The following is a 16,396-nucleotide window of genomic DNA, read 5'->3' as shown; positions in this document are numbered from 1 at the left end:
CCTGGCCGGGGATGCCGCGCGCGTTACTCGACGGAGCGGACTGGGGCAGCGTCCCGGACAGCGCCGGGGACTGGCGGTACTACCCCGAAGACAGCGTCTCGGTCGACGACGACGGTTACATCACCTTTCTCGGTCGGATCGACGACGCGATTAACGTCGCCGGCCGGCGGTTCAGCACCAAGGAACTTGAGTCGACGGTCGCCGGCGTCACCGGCGTCGCCGAAGCCGCCGTCGTCGGGGCCGACGACGAGACGACCGGAACAGCGGTGTACGCGTTCGCCTCCCCGGAGGACGGCTACACCGAGAGCGAACTCCGAGCAGCCATCGAAGAGGGCGTCGTCAACGCTATCGGTGGTATCGCCCGCCCCAAGGAAATCGTGTTCACGCCCGACCTTCCGAAGACGCGCTCGGGCAAGGTTATGCGCCGCCTGCTGACGGCAGTGGCCAACGACGAGGACCTGGGCGACACCAGCGCGCTACGGAACCCCGAAATCCTCGGCGAAATCCAGTCGACGACGAGAAAGGAGTGAGAAGTTTCGTATTTTTCTATATTGCCGAAACATTGGGGCGGCAATAGTGTCTTTAGTGACTGTTTTATCGGTCTTTTCTCAGACAAACGCACGGTCTGACCGCAATACTTATTTCGGTATTCTGTAAATTTCCGAAACACATGGACGGAGCAGCCGATCAAATCGGTAAGCGAGGGTACGAACAGCTCCGTCGCGCGGCCGAGACACACCGGGTCGACCTCGTGCTCCGGCTCGGCGCGGAGGTCGGACTCCGTCCGGCGGAGATGACGGCTGTTCGGCTGGCCGATATCACCGAGTTCGAGGGCCATCACCTGCTTGCCGTTCGGGACGGCAACGAGGTTGTCCGTGAGACGTACCTCCCGGACTCGGTCGAACACGACATGCGGAAGTACGCAAACGCGTCCGGGAAAGCCGATGACGAGCCGCTGGTTTCCGTTTCCCCGCGGCGGCTACAGATGCTCGTCAGCGAGGTCGCCGACCGCGCCGCCGACGCGGCACCGCACCTACAGGGGGTTTCCACGCGGGACCTCCGGTGGCGGTTCGCTGCGAGTCTGCTGGACGACGGCGTCCCGCCGGACGTGGTCTGCGCGCTCGGCGGCTGGGACCGCCTCGACCGACTGGACCCCCTGCTTGACGAACCGGACCGCGAAACCATCGTCGCGGCCGTGGATGAGTCCGGCGAGCGGGCGGCCCCGAGCGAGTCCCGGCGAGCCCTCGACTGGATCACGACGGTCAGCGAGGCGCTTGCGGCCGCCGCGACCGGCGAAGCAATTGCGACGGCAGTCTGTGACCACCTGACCGAGACGGCGGGCTTCGAGTTCGCCTGGCTCGCCGAGCGTACCGGCGACGGGCTGACACTGCGCACGACGACAGAGATCTCGGAGTCGGCCGTCGAGCGCCAGATTCACGAGCATATCGAGTCGGTCACCGCGCCGCTAGACGTGGGCGAGGTTCGTGTCGTCGACGACAGCGCCGGACCGGTCGCTCTGGTCCCGCTCATCAGGGAAAACGCCGTCTCCGGTGTCATCGGAGTGGGGGCCAGCGAGAGGCTTACCGACGCGGAACGCGCCGTACTGTCCGCACTCGGGGTTCAGGTCGGCCACGCACAGGTCGCCGCCGAACGCAAGCGACTCCTGCTTGCCGACACGGTGACCGAGTTGGAGTTCCACTGTGCGGACGGGCGAACCTTCACCGCCGGGGTGTCCGGGGCGTTGCAGTGTACGGTCGAACTGTCCGGCGTCGTTCCCGTTGCGGGCCAGTCGCTGCTGTACTACCTGATGGTCGAAGGTGCCTCGGCCGACGCGATACTGTCGTACGCGGACACCGACGACGGCGTGACCGACGCCAGACTCCTCGAAGAGCACAGCGACGGCGTGCTACTGGAGGTCGTAGTCACCGACACGCCAGCGCTCCAGTTGGTCGAGAGCGGTGGCCGCGTTCGCTCTGTGACGGCCACCGACGGCGTGGCGACTATCGCCGTCGAGCTCCCCAGCGAGGCCGACATCAGACCGACAGTCAACGCCGTCACCGACGCCTACCCGGAGACGTCGTTAGCGGCGAAGCGAGAGACGGAACGGCCGGCCGAAACAGAGACAGGGTTCCGCGACCGACTGACCGACACGCTCTCCGACCGGCAGGAGACCGTCCTCCAGGCGGCCTACCACAGCGGCTACTTCGAGTGGCCCCGCGGGTCGACCGCCGAAGAGCTAGCGGACTCGCTAGACGTCTCGTCGCCGACGTTACACAATCACCTCAGGAAAGCCCAGCAGAAGGTCCTGACCGCGTTTTTCGACGACCGGCCGACCGAACCGCGACAGCCGACCGACAACTGAAACCCTGTTTCATGTTATCGTAGTTAGACCCCCCGTTTATATGGTCACTGTGAAATATCGATGATAGACCATGTCAGATGAAGATGTCCAACTCGAAGCACGGCTCGAAGAACAGGAGGTTTTCGAGCCCCCGGAGTCGTTCGTCGAGCAGGCGAACGTCACGGACGAGGGTATCTACGAGGAGTTTACCGAGAACTGGCCGGAGTGCTGGGAGGGGGCCGCCGACCTGCTCGACTGGGAGGAGGGTTACGATCAGGTACTCGACGACTCGAACCCACCGTTCTACGAGTGGTTCACGGACGGGAAACTAAACGCCTCGGCGAACTGTCTGGACCGCCATTTGGAGGAGCGCGGCGACGAAGCCGCTATCGAGTGGGTGGGTGAGCCGGTCGAGGAAGACAACATCACCTACACCTACGAAGAACTTCACCAGAAGGTCAACGAGTTCGCGGCCGGCCTGCGGGAGATGGGCGTCGGCGAGGACGACGTCGTGACGATGTACATGCCGATGATCCCGCAGCTGCCGATAGCCATGCTGGCCTGTGCCCGCATCGGCGCGCCACACTCCGTCGTGTTCGCCGGCTTCTCCGCGGACGCGCTCGCGACGCGGATGAACTCCGCCGACTCGGAGTATCTGGTCACCTGCGACGGCTACTACCGACGAGGGGACCCGCTCGACCACCTCGACAAAGCCAACGAGGGGCTGAGCGGCGTCGACCACGAGGTCGAACGCGCCATCGTCGCCGAGCGCCTGATGGACGGCGACGGCTTCGACCACGACTACGCGGGCAATCAGGTCGCCTTCGACGATGTCATCGCCGACAACGAGGGCGAGACGGTCGAGCCGGTCGACCGCGACGCCGAGGATATGCTGTTTCTCATGTACACCTCCGGGACCACCGGGAAGCCGAAAGGCGTCAAACACTCCACGGGTGGCTACCTCGCGTGGGCAGCCTGGACCTCTCAGGCAGTGCTCGATATCAAACCCGAGGACACGTACTTCTGCTCGGCCGACATCGGCTGGATTACCGGCCACTCCTACATCGTCTACGGCCCGCTCGCGCTCGGGACGACGACGATGATGTACGAGGGGACGCCGGACTACCCCGACAAGGACCGCCTCTGGGACATCGTCGAGGAATACGAGGCCGACCAGCTGTACACCGCGCCGACGGCCATCCGCGCGTTCATGAAGTGGGGCAAGCAGTACCCCGAACAGCACGACCTCTCCAGCCTGCGCCTGCTGGGGACGGTCGGTGAGCCGATCAACCCTCGCGCCTGGAAATGGTACTACAAACATATCGGGGGCGAGGAGTGCCCCGTCGTCGACACCTGGTGGCAGACCGAGACCGGCGGCATGATGATAACGACGCTGCCCGGCGTCAAGGACATGAAACCCGGGTCGGCCGGGCCGCCGCTACCGGGCAACGACGTCCGCATCGTCGACACCGAGGGTAAGGAAGTCGAACCCGGCCGCGCCGGCTACCTGACCGTCGACAAGCCGTGGCCCGGCATGCTCCGGACGCTGTACAAGAACGACGAACGGTTCATCGACGAATACTGGGCCGAGTACTCGGACACCGATAGCGACGACTCCGACGACTGGGTGTACTTCCCCGAGGACGGAGCGAAGATCGACGACGACGGCTACATCACCGTGCTGGGGCGGGTCGACGACGTGATCAACGTCTCCGGCCACCGCCTCGGGACGATGGAGATCGAGAGCGCTATCGTCGGCGTGGAAGGCGTCGCCGAAGCCGCTGTCGTCGGTGGCGACCACGATATCAAGGGCGAAGCGGTGTACGCGTACGTCATCACCGAGGACGGCTACGAGGAAGACGAAGACCTCCGTAGTGCGATTATCGACGGCGTCGAGGACGCTATCGGGCCAATCGCGCGGCCGGAAGCCGTCATCTTCACGCCCGAACTGCCGAAGACCCGCTCCGGGAAGATCATGCGCCGCCTGCTGGAAGACATCGCCAACGGCGAGGAACTGGGCGATACGAGCACGCTGCGAAACCCTGACGTCGTCAGTGATATCGAGACCAAAGTCCAGGGTGACTGAGCCGTAGCGGCGAACAGCACCACGAATTTTCAACCTATCAACCCATGTCAAGAGACACGCCTGCGGATCGAGAAGAGTCAACTATCCACTCAGATGGCGGCACGGAGGCCGCCCACGAAGACATCGACTACCTCGACAGGGAGGTGAACCTGTTACGGCCGAGCACGCCGTTCATGCGCGACCACCTGAAGATCATCTGGAGCAGTTTCGTGCTCTGGGCGCTGGTCGTGTTCGGGCCGGTGACGCTGACCGCGCTTGCGCCGGAGATGATGACCGTGCAGACGCCCATATTCGGCTTCCCGCTGCACTACTTCCTCGTCTCGCTCGGCGCGCCAACGGGTGCGCTCATCCTGGCAGTCGTCTACACCCGCTACAGGGACCGACTCGACCAGAAGTACGGTATCGACCCCGATTCCGTCGAGAGCACGGCTCCCGAGACCGGCGAGGCGACGGCCGCTGACGGGGGTGTCGAGCAGTGACGGTCCCGTTACAGGCGGAAGCGCTGGACATCTCGTTCAAACTCGTTCCGGCGATCATCGTCTTCTTGATGATGGCCTCGTTCCTCGTCATCGGCTACGTCTTCAAGGTGGCCGACACCGAGGGGATGTGGGTGGCCGGCCGCGGCATCGGGAACATCGAGAACGGGATGGCCATCGGCGCGAACTGGATGTCCGCCGCCTCATACCTCGGACTGGCCGGGCTGGTCGCGCTCTCGGGCTTCTACGGCCTGGCGTTCATCGTCGGCTGGACGACCGGCTACTTCATCCTGCTCATCTTCCTGGCCGCGCAGATGCGCCGGTTCGGGAAGTACACCGCGCCGGACTTCGTCGGCGACCGGTTCAACTCGCCAACTGCCCGCGCGCTGGCCGCGTTCACCACGCTACTCATCGCGTACGTCTACTCCGTCGGCCAGGCCCGCGGCATGGGGCTGGTCGGTCAGTACGTCTTCGGCCTCGACATCATCCCGATGATCGTCGTGATGATGACCATCACCGTCGGCTATCTCGCGCTCTCGGGGATGCTGGGGGCGACGAAAAATATGGCCGTCCAGTACACCATCCTCATCGTCGCGTTCCTCGCGGGCGTGTACGTGGTCGGCTTCTCGCAGGGCTACTCGACCATACTTCCACAGATCGAGTACGGCGCGCTGATCGCCGACCTCGGTCGCGAGTTCTCCGCACCGTTCGTGAACCAGCCGTTCTACCTCTGGATTGCGACGGCATTCTCGCTCATCGTCGGGACCTGCGGCCTCCCGCACGTCCTCGTCCGGTTCTACACGGTCAGAAGCGAGCGCGTCGCCCGCTGGTCCTGCGTGTGGGGGCTGTTCTTCATCCTCCTGCTGTACTGGGCTTCGCCCGCGATGGCGGCCTTCGGCGTCGATCTCTTCCAGACGACGACCGGTGCGAGCGCCTACGCCGCCGAAGGCGGCATGTCCGGCGCTGAGGGTGACGTGATCGTCGTGCTTGCCGCGCAGTTCGCGAACCTCCCGACGTGGTTCGTCGGCCTCGTCGCGGCCGGTGCGATGGCCGCGGCTATCGCGACGACTGCCGGGCTGTTCATCACGGCCTCCTCCGCGGTCGCACACGACATCTACACCGAACTGATCAACCCCGACGCGACCCAGCGCCAGCAGGTGCTCATCGGTCGTGGGACCATCATCGGCATGGGCGCGCTGGTGACGGTGACCGCGTTCAACCCACCGGCGCTCATCGGCGAACTGGTCGCCTACGCGTTCTCGCTGGCCGGCGTCGTCCTGTTCCCGATATTCTTCCTCGGCCTCTGGTGGGAGAACACGAACCGTCAGGGCGCGCTGGCCGGGATGGTGCTCGGCCTGCTCATCTGGATCACCTCGATTATCAACAGCGTCCTGCCGAACTACATCGGTGCGCTCGGCGCAGCCGCTGGCGATGGAGGTGCACTCGTTCCGATATACGCCCAGTACGTCCCGCCCATCGGCGCTGCGCTGATCGGGACGCCGGTCGTGTTCATCGTCACCATCGCCGTCTCGCTGGCGACGCCCGAGCCGCCCCTGGAGACGAAGAAGATGGTTCGACAGTGTCACAGCCCCGAGCCGATGGGGCAACAGGAAACCGCCGCAGACGTCGTCGGTGACAGCACCAGCGGCGGCACCCCCGCAGACGACTAAACCCATGTACGACAACATTCTCGTTCCGACCGACGGCAGCGAAACCGCCGAAAACGCGGTCGACCAGGCAGTCGACATCGCCTCGAAGTACGGCGCAACGGTCCACGCGCTGTACGTCGTCGACGTCGACGCCACCAGCTACTCGCTGGGGACAGAGCAGGTCGACCGCATCCGCCAGGGGAACCTGGAGGAGATGACCGACATAAAGCGAGACGCCGACGACGCCACCGGCTACGTCCGCGACCGCGCCGCCGAACACGGCCTCGAAGTCGAAGAGCACATCACCGCCGGCGAACCGGCCCGCGCCATCCGGAAGTTCGTTGAGGACAACGACATCGACCTCGTCGTGATGGGGTCCCACGGCCGCTCGGGACTGAAGCGCGTCATCCTCGGCAGCGTCACGGAGAAAGTGCTCCGCCGGACGCGACTGCCAGTGCTCGTCGTCGACGTCCACGGCGAGACGGACGTTGAAGACTGACAGTACCATGGCACTGAATCGACACCAATCGCTGCGGACCTCGCGAGGCCGCCGATGAGCGTCGTCGACACCCTCCGCGACCACGTCCGCGACCACAAGCGAGGGATGTTCGTCGACCTCGTGTTCGCTATCGCCTGGGTAACCGCCGTGAGCGTCATCTTCGACCTGCTGTCGGCTCCGCAGTGGGTCTACTATCTGACGCTCGCCGGCGGCGTCGTCGCGTACTACGGTTTCTTCTGGTCGCTTGAGCTGGCGATGGAACAGCAGTAGGTCGGGCTCCGTTTTTCACGGTGGCGACGGATTCACAGCCAGTTCACGAGGGGTTTGTGAAACATACACGTATAGTGGCTGAATCACCGCCGTACCCGGGCCATCCAAGCACCCCTCTATTCTCAAGGCCGTAGAATTTCGGTCTCGCCGGTACTAATAAGACCATGTAGGTGCATTGACTCTTTCGACGGCAGCAGACGCTGTGGAGTTCAGCAATGATATACGAAAGTTCGACGGGAGAGTACTACAGTGGTCTCGACATCTGGATGCGCTTTGAGTCGGGGTTCTGGGAACCACACGATTGGAGTCAAGCGACAGGACAGGAGTGGGTACAGACCGAGGCGGGTGAAGTCCTCACCCTGACGCCGGTCCCGGAGTCGGACCTCCCGGACGGGGTGTCGGTGACGGAAGCTGAGGACGTCGAGTACCTGCGTGAGTGAAAACGGCGAGACGGAAGCAGGGCACGAGTCCGGCTGTACTGACTGGGCTACATCGGAACCCGACCACCGCTAGAGGCAAGCCACGCGTCGCAGTGGCGGTACCGCTCCACTGCCCCGGATCAGAATCGGTCCTCGCCCGACTTTTGTTGGCTCGGCGTCAGGGAAAATCGTTCAGAGGCGCGTAGCGCCACGCCGCTCACGAGTCACTGCGTTCCTCGTTCGCTATCCGAGGACCTTCCCTCCGGTCGGCCCCTCGCTATTTCTCACTCATCGCCTCACTCGCCATATTCCGCCCCTGCGCGTTCAACGCGACCTCGGTCCGAACCCGGACCTCGTCAACCGCCCCAATATCAAGCAGTTTCTGATAGATTTCCTCGACCTCGTCGGGCGTCGTTCCGACGAAATCAGACATCTCGAAGGGAGAGACACCGGAGTACAGCGCCATCAACACCTGGCTCTCCATCTCCGAGAGTTCGTAATCGTCCTCACGGTCCTCGATAACGCGGGTGAACAGCGTCTTCAGCGCCCGCGTGTGGTGGTCCATCCCCGAGATGTGGGTCTCGACGCTGCGGTCCTGGTCGTCAGTGTGTTCGACCTCGATGACCTCCCGCTCCTGGCCCATCACGGTACTGGTCCCGGTTTCGATAGTTCCGACGTCCTCTATTTCGAAGGACATACTCTTGCCACCGGGGAACTGGAGGCGGATGATGTCATCGTCCAGTTGAAACCGTGCCTTGCTCCACTCGGCGTCCTCCTGAACGACGCCGCCGACGACCGCCTGCTGTCGCGCGAGGATGACCTCGCCCTGTAGCGTGGCGCGGACGTACTCCGTCTCGAAGTCGTCCAGGTTCGGCGTGTCGACGAGCAGAACGTTGTTGCCGACCTCCAGCGCGGTTGCACCGCCGGTCCCGCCGTCGGGGACCAGATCGTCGGGGTTCGACGGGAGGGTGATGTTGGAGTGTGGAATAGGCTGTTTCGAGCCGTTCGTCGCCAGAATGAGTCGCTTGTTGGTGACGATGAGTCGACAGGAACGCCACTTCGGGTCGGTCACCGTGTCGCCATCGCGGACGACGTACTGGAAGTCCCCCGATGTGTCGACTAGTTTGCGTTCGTCACCACTCATGGCCGCTGGTACTACAGATTTGATGCCAAGGGATAAATAACTTCCATCGTCGCCAGCACGGCACTGGTCGATACCACCCGGTCTGTGTCACCCAGAAACCGTTCACTGCCGGCAAATCGGGCGAAACTCGGCTGAAATCGGCCTGACTATCTGCCGGCTCCTTTACCCTGGGACGGCTGTAAAAAAGTGTATGCACGATCCACAGCAGTCAGGAACGACGTCTCGACGCGACTATCTGAAAGCCGCCGGCGGCCTCGCGGCAGCGAGCACGGTCGGCCTCGCCGGCTGTTCCGGGAGCGGTACCGAAACAGGCACGCTCGCGACACAGGTGACCGACCAGCCGGGCGACATCGCTGATTTCGAATCGTGTGTCATCACGATGGCCGGTATCTGGGTAAAGCCAGTCTCAGAGGAGGACACAGCGACCGAAGAATCGACGACAGCGGACACGAGCGACGCCCGCGAGTACCACGAGTTCGACGAGGCCCAGGAAGCCGACCTGGTCCAGTTGCAGGACGGCAACACCTCGCTCGTCGACGAGACCGAACTCGAGGTTGACACCTACGAGTTCCTCCAGCTCGACGTGACAGGCGTCGACGGGACGCTCGCAGAGGGCGGTGACGCGACGGTCGATACGCCCGGCGACGCGCCGCTACAGTTCACGCAGGAGTACGAAATCCGCGCGGATACCCGCACCGTGTTCACGGCCGACTTCACCCCGGTCAAGCGTGGCCAGACAGGCGAGTACATCCTTCAGCCGGTCGCCAGCGGCACCGAAGTCGAGTACGAGGAGTAGGCCGCCCTCTGGTCGCTACAGCGCGACGAGCAGCCCGCCGACGACGCCCAGCCCGCCAAACACCGTACAGACCGCCCAGAACGGGACCTGTCGCACCAGGCGGACCAGCGCATCGACGGTGAGGTAGCCGACCACGGCACTCACAGCGAGGGCGACAACGGCCGGCAGCGGGTCGATTGCCGGCACGCCGTCGTCAACGAGGACCAGTACGTTCGCGGCGAGCGCGGCCGGAATCGACAGCAGAAACGAGAGCCGAAGCGACGACTCGCCTTCGTGGCCTCGGAGCAGCAGGGCACTCACCGTCGTCCCGGACCGGGAGACACCGGGAAGGATAGCCAGGCCCTGCAGGACGCCCACCAGCACGGCGTCGACCCCGTCCGGAATCTCGCGCTCACCAAGCGATAGCGCCGCGGCGAAGCGCTGGAGCAGACCGGTGACGACGAGCAGGCCGCCGACCAGCGCCAGAAAGAGCCCGCCCTCAAGATTTGAGACAGCCGCGTCGAGCACCAGATACGCGGGAAGACCGGTGACGGCGGTCGCCGCCGTCGCGATGACGATAAACGAGAGGTCCGCCGTCTCGTCGGCGAACGGGCGACGGGAGAGTTCTCGGATCGAACGCAGGATGGTTCGAACTTCGGTGCGGTAGTAGGCCGTCGCCGCGACCGCTGTCCCGGCGTGGAGAAAGAGCGCGAGACGGGTCGCGGCGGCCGGGGAGACTCCAGTGGCCACCGTCGACGCGAGAGCGACGCCGCCCTCGCTGGAGACCGGAATCCACTCCAGTATCCCTTGCAGCAGGCCCAGCAGAATAGCGACGAGAATCGGGTTCATACCCACGGAGCGGACGCCGCGGGACAAAGGCCGTTCGGTTCGGGCCGTCGACGTGGCAGTATATATAGCGCTGGTGTCCAAACGGGGGTATGCAACTGGGAAGCGGGGTGGTAGACCTGCTGTCGGGACTACCGGCCTGGCAGGGGTTTCTCGTGCTCGTCGGCAGCGGAGTCGCGCTCGCGCTGGTCATCCGCGTCCTCGGCGACCGACTGCTCAGACGGGTCACACCCCATATCGAGGGCGACGTCGACGACATCGTCTTCCGTGGAATCCACACCGCCGTGTACGTCACAGTCGGCCTCGGCGGCGCGTACGCTGGCGCACAGATTTATGACATCCGGCCGGCGGTCGCCGTCTCGCTGGAAGCCGGGACGCTCTCGCTGGTCGTCATCGTCTGGATGGTGATTCTGCTGCGTATCGGCCGCCAGGCATCAACCATCGCGACGGATTCGGCGTACATCGACCGCCAGATGGTCCCTATCCTCCAGAACGTCTGGAGCGCGCTCATCTCCGGCGGCGGCGTCCTCCTCCTACTGGTCCTCTGGGACATCGACGTGACGCCACTGCTTGCCTCGGCGGGGATTATGGGCATCATTGTCGGGCTGGCGGCCCGAGACACGCTGGCGAACTTCTTCGGCTCGCTGTCGCTGTATCTCGACGGGACGTACGCGGTCGGCGATTTCGTCGTTCTGGAGACCGGCGAGCGCGGTCGCGTCGAAGACATCTCTGTCCGCTCGACAGTCATCCGTACTCGCGACGACATCCTCGTTACTGTGCCGAACTCGAAGCTCAACAATGCCGCCATCATCAACGAGTCGACGCCGAGACGCAAGCGCCGGATTCGCGTGCCTGTCGGCGTCGCCTACGGGACGGATATCGACCACGTCGAGGAGATTCTCCTGGAACTAGCCGAGGCCGAAGACCTCGTGCAGGAACGGCCGAATCCGCGGGTCCGATTCCGGGAGTTCGGCGACTCCGCGCTGAACTTCGAGCTCCTGTGCTGGGTCAGCAACCCGGCCCTAACAGCCCGTGCGACCCACGAGCTCAACAGCGCGATCTACAAGCGGTTCCAGGCTGAGGACATCGGAATTCCGTTCCCCCAGCGGTCCATCTCCATCTCGGCCGAGGAGGTTCCGGGCGAACTGTTCGACCAAGCACAGTCGGAAGGCAAAGCCACAGACGACGGCGGCATGGCTGGCAAGTGAGCGCAGGCAAGGTCGCAGGGCTGACCGACTCGGGTGACCGAGAGGTCGAAACGCAGTTACGGTGGCGACGCGTCGGCTCAGGCAATGAGCATACTTGAGGACGCCCGTGCGGCGCTTGCCACCGGGCCGCTGTGTGATTCCTGTCTCGGCCGACTCTTCGCCGACCGGAGTTTCGGGCTGGCCAACGCCGAACGGGGCCACGCCCTGCGGGTGACGGTTGCGCTCGCAGACGACGACCCCTTCGAGGCGGGCGAGGACTGCTGGGTCTGTGAAAACGAATGCGACCGCTTCGACTGGTGGGCCGAACAGGCCGCGAGCGCCGTCCGCGGCTACGAGTTCGACACCTACCAGGTCGGGACGAAGGTGCCGCCACTACTCGAAGAGAACGACGAACTGCTCCGGGAAGACATCGGGCTAGACCCCGACGCCGGCGAAGCGCTGAAGACCGAACTCAACCGCGAGGTCGGAAAACGGATCGGCGACCTGACCGGTGCGGAGGTCGAGTTCGGCCGTCCGGCGGTCCAGCTTACGCTCGACCTCGCAACGGACGAGGTAGAAACGCACGTCAACTCGGCGTTCATCTACGGCCGCTACCGCAAGCTCGAACGCGATATTCCCCAGACGAAGTGGCCCTGCAACGACTGCAACGGGACCGGACTGTGGCAGGGCGAGCCCTGCGACGGCTGTGGCGGCAGCGGCTACCGCTACGACGAGAGCGTCGAGCAACTGTCCGCGCCCGTCGTCCGCGAGGCGATGGACGGCGAGGAGGCCGTGTTCCACGGCGCCGGCCGCGAGGACGTCGACGCCCGGATGCTCGATTCGGGCCGCCCGTTCGTCATCGAGGTGATGGAACCCCGCAAGCGCGACGTGGACGCCGACGAACTCGAAGCCGACATCAACGCCTTCGCCGATGGGAAGGTCGAGGTGACGGACCTCCACCCGGCGACCCACGAGATGGTCGAGCGCGTCAAGGAACTGGACGCATCGAAGACCTACCGCATGGACGTGGAGTTCGGGGAGCCGGTTGAGGCCGACGCCCTGCAGGACGCGCTGGCGGAACTGGACGGGACGACTATCCAGCAGGAGACGCCCCAGCGGGTCACCCACCGCCGGGCCGACATCACCCGGACGCGGACGGTGTACGACGCCGAGGGCGAACTGACCGACGACCGTCACGCCGAACTCCGCATCCACGGCGAGGGCGGCCTGTACGTGAAGGAACTCGTCTCCAGCGACGAGGGGCGCACGGAGCCGAGCCTGGCCGGCCTGCTTGAGACCAACGCCGTGGTGACGGCGCTCGACGTAATCGACGTGCAGGGCGAGGACGAACCGTTCGCGAAAGACGAGTTCCTCAGAGAGTAACGCGCTGGGCCGCCGTCCAACCGGAACCTGTTTTTACACCGGCGTCGACGTGCCAGCCATGCGATTCGGCGTCGACGAGGCCGGGAAAGGACCGGTTCTTGGGTCGATGTTCGCCGCCGCTGTCCGGGCCGACCCGGCGGCTCTACCCGATGGTGTCGGCGACTCGAAGGACATCAGGCCGGAGCGCCGCGAGCGACTGGCCGGCGACATCCGCGAGTCGGCCGACGCTGTCGGTATCGCCGAGATTCCGGTCGGACGGATCGACGCTGACGGGACGGACATGAACACGCTGACCGTCGACGGGCAGGCAGAGGCGCTATCGGCAGTAGCCCGAGACGGTCTATCGGGCACAGTCGACGCCGGCGACACCGACGCGGCGCGGTTCGGTCGTCGGGTCGCGGACGCGGTCGACACCGACGTGGCTGTAACCGCGGAACATGGAGCCGACGAGACGGACTCGCTAGTCGGTGCGGCCTCAATTATTGCGAAGGTCGCCCGCGACACACACGTCGCGGACCTAGCCGAGGAGTACGGCGATGTGGGGTCGGGCTACCCCAGCGACCCGACGACGCGGGCGTTCCTGGCGGACTACGTCGACCGCCACAGCGAGCTACCGGCGTGTGCTCGCCGCTCGTGGTCGACGTGTGACGACGTGCTGGCGGCGGCAGAACAGGCGTCGCTGGGCGACTTTTGAACGGGAACAGTTCGACAGCGAACGTGGGGTGTGTCAGTCAGAAAGCAAGAGCCGCTCAGTCCTCGTCCAGCACGAGGTTTCGCAGGATATCACCGTAGGCCGGGCGCGTCACGAGTACGCCGATGAGGACGCCCACGATGGTGATAATGGCGAACCCGGAAAGGTCCCCGAGTGGTAGGACCATCAGCGGACTCATCGCCATGATGGTCGTCGCCGCGGCCGCGCCGATGACCCAGAACGCCTTGCGGAAGCGGCTCTGGAACACGCGTCCCGTCTCGACCTCTCCCTGCTGGAGAATCTCGTCAGCGATGATAATGAGGTCGTCCACCCCCGTGCCGATAACCGCAATGAACCCGGCCAGATGCGAGAGGTTCAGCGGATACTGGACGAAGGCGACGAACCCGAGGAGGATGAACACCTCCGACAGCGCCGTGACGACCATCGGGACGACGACCTCAACCCGTTTGTATCGCACGTAGACCACGAGACTGACTGCGAGGACAGCCAGCAATCCGGTCAACAGCGAATTCTGCTTGAACCGCTCTGCAAGCGCCGGGTCGAGCGACGAGCCGGAGTCTTCAGAGAGGTCGAGCGGCGCCGGAAGCTGTCCAGCACGAAGGTTCAGCTCGATTTTATTGGCCGTCTCAGCGGGGTTTTCCGAGCTTCCAGTTTGCATCACGTACACAGGGTCGTTGGCGAACTCGCCACTGGCGAAGCTCTCGCCGAGGCCCGGCGTCACACCCCGGGCTGTGACAACCTCACCGTTTAACGTATGGACCAGACAGCCAGGTTCGTCGTTTGCGAGTGCTGGGTCTGCCGACCCACCGGCAGTCGTTTGCTGAATATCCGAATGGTTGTAGTTTCCACACGGAGCCCCGTCGCCGAACCCGGCATCGACCATTCGTTGTGAGAACTCGTCGGCGGCATCCGGGCTGACTGTGATGTACACAGCCCAACCGACGCCTTCCCTGTCCGCAGCCGAGATATCACTCATCTGAGACCGCTTGAGCACTTCTTCGCGGACGAAGGTCCCGTTTTCACCGCCGGGATACACGGCGTATATTTTGACGGTCCCGCGCTCGTTCAGCAGGTCGACGAGCTCTTCTCGGTCCCGGTCTGGGGCAGTAATACTGACGAAGTGTTGGCCACCGGGAACGTTGACGATCTGGACTGACGCACCGCTGAGCGCTGATGTCCGGAGTTTCTCGTCAACAGCTTCGACCATCTGTTGACGCGTCTCCTGGGTCACGCCGTCACGTACGGTAGTCGGCTGATACCCGTTGTTCTCGAGTGCCGTTCGGAGTTCTTGATGCGTGACGTTCTTTGTAACGACCTCCACAGCCCCTGTGCTTCGCTCGGAGGTGATAGGTCGGACTCGGACGTCTACCGTGTCGAGGTCAAGTTCGTCGGCCACTGTTTGCTCAAGCTGTGTCGAATCCGCCTGTGTCACGTTGACGTTCTCGGCAGTGATGCCGACGATAGGGGCGCGAAGTCGGGTTCCGCCACTGAGCTGAATACCGTAGTTGAGGTTTGTCAACTGTTCGGCTTCGCCCGCTTCTGGGGCAGATTCGTCGGTCGGTCCATCGGCACTCGTTCCCGGCGGGACACCGGGAACGAATAGCGCGATAGCACTGGTCAGGAGAAGCACGACCAGTAGAGCGACTCGCCAATTTTCTCGAAGAGTACTCATCGGTTTACCCCCTCATATTTGTACCAGCGAAGCAGCGTAACGTTGAGTAAATACGTATTCATTAGGTCTGCCGTCAGTCCGAGAACCAGTATCAGACCGATATCGGCCATCAGGCCAATCCCGAATAGTGTCGCTGTGACCGCCATCACGGTCATCGCTGCAATAGACGTTAATGTCATCGTCACACCGGTTCGCATCGCACGGTACGTCGATTCGTAAAACCCGCCTGAACGTCTGAGAACATGGTTATTCAACAGAATATCCGAGTCGACAGAGTACCCGATCAGCATGAGGAACGCTGCGACGATTCCCAGTGAAAGCTTGATTCCAAGGAGGTTCATTATCGCGAGCGGAATCATGATGTCGGAAAACGCCGAAATAACAATGGCGATACTCGGGACGAATGTACGGAAGAAGGCGAAGGCGAGCAGGCTCATCCCGAGGAACGCAACTCCGACACCGATGACTGCGAGACGCTGGTTTTGCCCGCCAAACAGCGGCGATGTCGTTCCGCTCCCCAACAGCGTCAGTTCCTCTGCCGACTGGGCAGCGGACCGAACCGAAGACACGTTGGCCGAATTATCGAACGTGACGACATATTGATTCTCGTAGGTGGATTCCGAAGTCGTCGTGATACCCTGCACCGAAACAACCGGCTCATCGAATGTGGCTTTGATGTCTTCGTTTGTGAGCGTCGCGTTTGTCCCTATCGTTAATTCCGTCCCGCCAGTAAAGTCGATGCCCCGGTCGACTGGTGCCCCGGTGACAGCCCACCAGCCACCGATGACCGCGAGCGAGAGCGCAAGCACCACCAGCGGAACCGCCACCAGCTGGCGGTTCGAATACTGGGTGTAATCGACTTCCGGGACCTCGAACTCGAACATGACGGAACGGTGTGAGACGGGGGCGAATAAGCCTTCTCAATCACTGCCGCTGA

At 63.7% G+C, this 16,396-nt stretch carries 15 protein-coding genes and 1 pseudogene; 12 read left to right on the top strand and 4 right to left on the bottom strand.

Features of this window, described 5'->3' with window-relative positions; genetic code table 11:
• From GJ630_RS07905 to GJ630_RS07870, 8 genes and pseudogenes are all read left to right on the top strand, one after another.
• Positions 1–530, top strand: a pseudogene (locus GJ630_RS07905) (acetate--CoA ligase); the annotation flags it as partial.
• Positions 531–670: 140 nt separating this feature from the next.
• Complete coding sequence (locus GJ630_RS07900) at positions 671–2,362, top strand: bacterio-opsin activator domain-containing protein (RefSeq protein ID WP_191449663.1); 1,692 nt, start codon at positions 671–673, stop codon at positions 2,360–2,362.
• Positions 2,363–2,432: 70 nt separating this feature from the next.
• The gene (gene acs / locus GJ630_RS07895) at positions 2,433–4,427 is read left to right on the top strand and encodes an acetate--CoA ligase (protein WP_050037520.1); all 1,995 of its coding nucleotides are present in this window, start codon (positions 2,433–2,435) and stop codon (positions 4,425–4,427) included.
• A 44-nt stretch (positions 4,428–4,471) separates the two neighbouring features.
• The gene (locus GJ630_RS07890) at positions 4,472–4,906 is read left to right on the top strand and encodes a DUF4212 domain-containing protein (protein ID WP_014039459.1); all 435 of its coding nucleotides are present in this window, start codon (positions 4,472–4,474) and stop codon (positions 4,904–4,906) included.
• On the top strand, positions 4,903–6,573 hold the full coding sequence (locus tag GJ630_RS07885; protein ID WP_371727194.1) for a cation acetate symporter: 1,671 nt from the start codon (positions 4,903–4,905) through the stop codon (positions 6,571–6,573). The genes GJ630_RS07890 and GJ630_RS07885 overlap by 4 nt, the downstream gene beginning before the upstream one ends.
• Before the next feature lie 4 nt (positions 6,574–6,577).
• Positions 6,578–7,051: a universal stress protein gene (locus GJ630_RS07880; RefSeq protein WP_064287509.1), complete on the top strand. Its 474-nt coding sequence runs from the start codon at positions 6,578–6,580 to the stop codon at positions 7,049–7,051.
• A gap of 54 nt (positions 7,052–7,105) precedes the next feature.
• Entirely contained in the window at positions 7,106–7,321 is a 216-nt protein-coding gene (locus GJ630_RS07875; protein ID WP_014039456.1) for a hypothetical protein, read from the top strand.
• Positions 7,322–7,536: 215 nt separating this feature from the next.
• Positions 7,537–7,761 carry a hypothetical protein gene (locus GJ630_RS07870; RefSeq protein WP_014039455.1) on the top strand — a complete coding sequence of 75 codons (225 nt, stop codon included), beginning with the start codon at positions 7,537–7,539 and terminating at the stop codon, positions 7,759–7,761.
• Positions 7,762–8,017: 256 nt separating this feature from the next.
• On the opposite strand, the gene GJ630_RS07865 is transcribed toward GJ630_RS07870, so the two are convergent.
• Positions 8,018–8,884 (bottom strand): CheF family chemotaxis protein, encoded by an 867-nt coding sequence (locus GJ630_RS07865; RefSeq protein WP_008311015.1) that lies wholly within the window; start codon positions 8,882–8,884, stop codon positions 8,018–8,020.
• 190 nt (positions 8,885–9,074) lie between these two features.
• On the opposite strand from GJ630_RS07865, the gene GJ630_RS07860 reads away from it, so the two are divergent.
• The gene (locus tag GJ630_RS07860; protein WP_014039454.1) at positions 9,075–9,680 is read left to right on the top strand and encodes a DUF4382 domain-containing protein; all 606 of its coding nucleotides are present in this window, start codon (positions 9,075–9,077) and stop codon (positions 9,678–9,680) included.
• A 15-nt stretch (positions 9,681–9,695) separates the two neighbouring features.
• On the opposite strand, the gene GJ630_RS07855 is transcribed toward GJ630_RS07860, so the two are convergent.
• A complete protein-coding gene (locus tag GJ630_RS07855) occupies positions 9,696–10,508 on the bottom strand; it encodes an undecaprenyl-diphosphate phosphatase (protein ID WP_050037518.1) in 813 nt (270 codons plus the stop codon).
• Positions 10,509–10,597: 89 nt separating this feature from the next.
• Between GJ630_RS07855 and GJ630_RS07850 the strand changes: the two genes are divergently transcribed.
• The 3 genes from GJ630_RS07850 to rnhB all read left to right on the top strand — a co-directional run bounded on the left by GJ630_RS07850 (position 10,598) and on the right by rnhB (position 13,769).
• On the top strand, positions 10,598–11,713 hold the full coding sequence (locus GJ630_RS07850; protein WP_050037517.1) for a mechanosensitive ion channel family protein: 1,116 nt from the start codon (positions 10,598–10,600) through the stop codon (positions 11,711–11,713).
• Between the two features lie 84 nt (positions 11,714–11,797).
• Positions 11,798–13,075, top strand: a complete 1,278-nt coding sequence (locus GJ630_RS07845) for a tRNA pseudouridine(54/55) synthase Pus10 (protein ID WP_191449662.1) — start codon at positions 11,798–11,800, stop codon at positions 13,073–13,075.
• Between the two features lie 58 nt (positions 13,076–13,133).
• On the top strand, positions 13,134–13,769 hold the full coding sequence (rnhB, locus tag GJ630_RS07840) for a ribonuclease HII (RefSeq protein ID WP_064287505.1): 636 nt from the start codon (positions 13,134–13,136) through the stop codon (positions 13,767–13,769).
• Between the two features lie 55 nt (positions 13,770–13,824).
• On the opposite strand, the gene GJ630_RS07835 is transcribed toward rnhB, so the two are convergent.
• Positions 13,825–15,459: a preprotein translocase subunit SecD gene (locus GJ630_RS07835; RefSeq protein ID WP_129755985.1), complete on the bottom strand. Its 1,635-nt coding sequence runs from the start codon at positions 15,457–15,459 to the stop codon at positions 13,825–13,827.
• Positions 15,456–16,343, bottom strand: coding sequence for a protein translocase subunit SecF (secF, locus tag GJ630_RS07830; protein ID WP_014039448.1), 888 nt, complete (start codon positions 16,341–16,343; stop codon positions 15,456–15,458). The genes GJ630_RS07835 and secF overlap by 4 nt, the downstream gene beginning before the upstream one ends.
• Positions 16,344–16,396 lie beyond the last annotated feature (53 nt).

The organism is Haloarcula sp. CBA1122 (assembly GCF_009741785.1).
GTDB classification, from domain to species: Archaea; Halobacteriota; Halobacteria; order Halobacteriales; family Haloarculaceae; genus Haloarcula; species Haloarcula hispanica.
This window is presented reverse-complemented; position numbering and strand designations above follow the sequence as displayed.